This is a genomic window from Kitasatospora sp. NPDC054939 (assembly GCF_053610105.1).
On sequence record NZ_JBSGXP010000271.1, the window covers coordinates 1 to 4279 of the forward strand.

3 protein-coding genes are annotated in these 4279 nt (G+C 71.6%); all 3 read right to left on the reverse strand.

The features are described 5' to 3' along the window. Nucleotides 1-246 precede the first annotated feature (246 nt). The gene (locus tag ACWGB8_RS37975; RefSeq protein WP_452218222.1) at nt 247-498 is read right to left on the reverse strand and encodes an acyl carrier protein; all 252 of its coding nucleotides are present in this window, start codon (nt 496-498) and stop codon (nt 247-249) included. Nucleotides 499-527: 29 nt separating this feature from the next. After that, the gene (locus ACWGB8_RS37980; RefSeq protein ID WP_452218223.1) at nt 528-1379 is read right to left on the reverse strand and encodes a 3-hydroxyacyl-CoA dehydrogenase family protein; all 852 of its coding nucleotides are present in this window, start codon (nt 1377-1379) and stop codon (nt 528-530) included. Between the two features lie 44 nt (nt 1380-1423). Beyond that, the coding region (locus ACWGB8_RS37985) for an SDR family NAD(P)-dependent oxidoreductase (RefSeq protein ID WP_452218224.1) at nt 1424-4279 on the reverse strand (2856 nt) is incomplete at its 5' end.

Below are 4279 nucleotides of genomic sequence, written 5' to 3' on the forward strand. Positions count from 1 at the left end.
TTGGGGTGGTGTTGTCGTTGGGGGTTTTCGCCGTGGTGGGTGGGGTTTTGGGTGGGTGTTCCCCGGCGGTGGGGTTTGGGGGCGCGGGGCGGGGGGGGGGGGGGGGGGGGCCGCCGCGCGCCCGGCAAGATCGGCCGGACGGCCTAGGCCCAATGCCGGTGACTTTGCGGTCTTCCACGGCCTTCTGGCCGAAGCGTCGCCGCAGGTCAGATGCTCGCGATCGCGGTTAAGTCAATGGCATTGGGCCTAGGCCGCCGTCGCCGTCCGCGACGTGACCAGGCGAACGAGGCCGTCGACCGTGCGGAAGTTGTCGAAGTCCATGTCCGCCGGGCCGAGGGTCAGGCCGAACTCCTTCTCCACGAAGAGCGCGAGCTGCATCGCGAAGAGGGAGTTGACGTAGCCGAGGGCGAAGAAGTCGTCGCTGTCGGCGAGCGGCTGGCCGGCCAGCTGCGGGGCGAGGAACTCGCGGATCCGGGCGCGGGCGTCGTCGATCGTCATGTCCGGTTTCTCCTAAGGTGGTTCGGGATTTAGTAGGTGTAGAAGCCCTGGCCGGTCTTCCGGCCCAGCAGGCCGGCGTCGACCATCTTCTGGAGCAGCGGCGCCGGGCGGTACTTGCTGTCCTTGTAGCTCTCGTACATGACCGTGATCGAGTTCAGGATCGTGTCGAGGCCGATCAGGTCGCCGGTCTCCAGCGGGCCCATCTTGTGGCCGAAGCAGCCGCGGAACATCTTGTCGACGTCCTCGGCCGAGGCGATCTGGTCCTGGACGCAGAAGATGGCCTCGTTGATGGTCACCATGAGCACCCGGTTCGTGATGAAGCCGGGGGCGTCCTGGACGACGATGCCCTCCTTGCCCATCTCCGCCAGCAGGCCGAGCGCGCTGTTCAGCGTCTCCTCGCTGGTGAAATGGCCGCTGACCACCTCGACGGTGTCCATCATCGGGACGGGGTTCATGAAGTGCAGCCCGAGGATCTCGGCCGGGCGCCCGGTGACCGAGCCGACCCGGGTGATCGGTACCGCCGAGGTGTTCACGCCGAAAATCACCCCCGGGCGGCAGATCGCGTCGATCTGCTCGTAGACCGAGCGCTTGACGTCCCAGTTCTCGGTGACGTTCTCGACCGCGAAGTCCGCGTCGGCCAGGGCGGTCAGCTCGGTGGCGGCGGTGATGCGGGCGAGGACGGTCGCGGGGTCCTCCTTCGGCGTCCGGCCGAGCAGCATCGGCTGGACCAGCAGGTCGCGGCCGATCTGGGCCAGCGCGCTGTCGAGTTGGGCCTGCGCGATGTCGACGAGGACGACCTCGAAGCCGGCCTCCGCGAAGGACTGGGCGACGCCGCGGCCGATCGTGCCCGCTCCGATCACGCCTATGGTACGGAAGCTCACGTGAGTTACCACCTTTGTGGGATAGGGGGTTGGGGCCGGCCCGGTCAGGCCCGGTCGTCCCGGGTATCCAGGTGCCAGGCGAGTTCCGCGATCGTGACGTAGCGGAACAGGTCGACCATCGAGACCCGGATGTCCATGACCTTCTGGATGCTCTGGGCGATCCGGAGCGCCGCCAGCGAGTCCACCCCGAGCGCGAACGAGGTGTCGTGCACGTTGAGTTCGGTGAGGCCCAGCTCGCGGGCCCAGATCCGGGCGAGGGTGCGTTCGGTGTCGCTGAACTCGCCGCTCTCGTTGCCGAAGAGCTTCGGTCCTTCGCCGCCGGACGACGCGGCCTCCGCCGCAGCCGACCCGCCGCCGGCGGCGGCGATGGCCTGCTGGATCGGCGCGGCCAGCACCAGCGGTGCGCGGCACAGCAGTTCGGCGATCCCGGAGGACGCGCCCAGCTTCGGGTAGTTGATCTCGCCGACGACCACCGGCGTGCGGGCCGCGCCGAGGATCTCCTCGAAGCTGTCGAGACCGTCCTCGACCGACACCGACCGGAAGAAGCCCTGGTCCTGCTGGACCCCGTGGTCGAACGCCATGCCGGTGTCCAGCCAGTCGCTCCAGTCGACCGTCACCGTCCACCGGCCGTGCGCGGCGCGCTGCTCGGCGAAGTGGTCCAGGTAGCTGTTGGCGGCTGTGTAGTCGCCCTGCCCGGCGGCGCCGAAGACCGCCACCGTGGAACCGAAGTTGACCATACACTCCGGCGGGTCGTCCAGGGTGACGAGGTCCAGCACGGTGGCACCGAGCACCTTCGGTTCCAGCGTGCGGCGGAAGGTCTCCGGGTCCTTGCGGAAGAGGAAGCCGTCCCCGGCGACACCGGCCGCGTGGACGACGCAGCCGATCCCGCCCAGCTCGGCGCGGACCCTGGCGACGACGCCCTCCATCGCGGCCAGGTCGGTGACGTCGGCGGCGTAGCCGCGCACCTCGGCGCCGTCGGCGACGAGTTCGCGCAGCGCCTCGATCTGCCGGCGAACCCTGGGGTCGGTGACCGCGTCCCACCGCTCGCACGGCGGCAGCTCGGTGCGGTTGACCAGCGCGAGCCGGGCACTCGGCACCGTACGGCTCAGGTGGCGGGCGACGGCCAGTCCGAGCCCGCCCAGGCCGCCGGTGATCAGGTACACCCCGTCCGGGCGCACCGGTGTGGCGCGCGGCTCCTCGCGGAGGTTCGCCGGGACGAGCTCCGCGACGTACCGCAGCCCGTCGCGCAGGGCGACGGCGGTCGGGGTGCGGGCGCCGAGCAGCTCGGCGCAGACCGCCTCGGGGCCGGAGTCCTCGGCGATGTCCAGGCAGAACACCTCGGTGTCCTCGTACTCCTGGCCGATCACCTTGGCGAGGCCGAAGAGCGTCGCGTGGACCGGGGCCGTCTCCGGCTCTGTGCCGGTGACCCGCGCCACTGAGGGCGCGACCACGCTGAACCCGGCCGGGGAGACACCGCGTTCGGCGAGGCCGCGGGCCAGGTGGAACAGACTGTGGACGCCGTGCACCAGCCGGTCCCGCAGGACGTCCAGGTCCTGCTGGACGCGGCCGTCGGCGGGGGCCGCGACGTGCACGACCTCGTCCGGGAGCTCCGCGCCGAGCGCGTCCAGCAGCCGCCCGAAGCCCTCGGGGGTGGGCGGGACCTCGTACCGGCCGGCGGAGAGTTTTCGCCACCCGGCCGCGAGCGCGGCCTCGGTCACCGCGATCCCGCGGGCGCGCAGCGCGGCGCCCAACTCGCTGCCGATGCCGCCCTGTTCTCCGACCAGCAGAACGCGGGCGGGCAGCGCGCGCCGCCCCTCCGGCGCCGGGGCCGGCACCCAGCGGAGGGTGTGGTGCCGGGAGTGCGGGCGCAGGCGGGCGACCGTGCGCTCGGCGTCGGTCACGCGCTTGACGGTGAAGCCGCGGATCTCGGCCGCGGTGGCGCCCGACTCGTCGCAGATCACCACGTCGACCTTGCGGAACTCGGCGTTGTGTGCGGCGCCGGGGTGCGGCTGGACGAAGCTCAGGCCGCGGGCGGGCAGCGGGCCGTGCAGGAGCAGCGAGTCGTAGCCGACCGGGAGGAAGAAGTCCCGGTCCCCTAGGGCGAGTCGGCGGTCCTCGGCGGTCTCCAGAGCGGCGAAGCCGCTGAAGCCGGTGGCCTGGTCGAGCAGCGTCGGGTGCAGGGGGTACTCCTGGCACTCGGCCCCGTACCGCTCGGGCAGGTCGAGCACGCCGAGGGCGGCGCGGACGCCGACGTGCACGGTCGGCAGGCTGCTGCGCCAGCGGTCGCCGAACTCCATCACCTTGTGCTCGGTCTGCCGCAGGGTGATGTCCACGCTCTCCAGCGAGCAGAGCGCACGCAGGCGGTCGAGGTCCTGCTGCGGCGCGGGTGCGGTGTGCGGCCGGACGCCGACCGTGCCCTGGACGTGCACCGTCCAGTGCTCGCCCGTCGGGTCGAGGCTGGCGACGATGAACTCGGCTGTCAGGGAGTCGAGTTCACGGACGGTCGTGTGTGCGGTGCGCGGGACGCCCTCCTGCACCAGCAGCGGGACCAGGAAGGTGACGTCGCGCAGCTCGGTGGCCGGCCGGCCGAAGTGCAGCGAGGCGGCGGCGCGGGCCATCTCCAGGTAGGTGGTCCCGGGGACGATGGCCTCTCCGAGCAGCTTGTGCTCGGAGAGCACCCAGTGCCGTTCCTGCGAGAACTCGGTCAGGAAGACGGACTGGCCCATCGTCCGGAGCAGGGCCCGGTCCAGCAGCGGGTGCGGGCCGGGGGCGTGCTCCACCACCGGGGCCTGCGGGGCCTGGGGTTCCAGCCAGTAGCGCTTGTGTTGGAAGGGGTAGGTGGGCAGGGGGATGCGGCGGCGCTGCTGGAGGGCGTAGTAGTTGGTCCAGTTGGGGGTGGT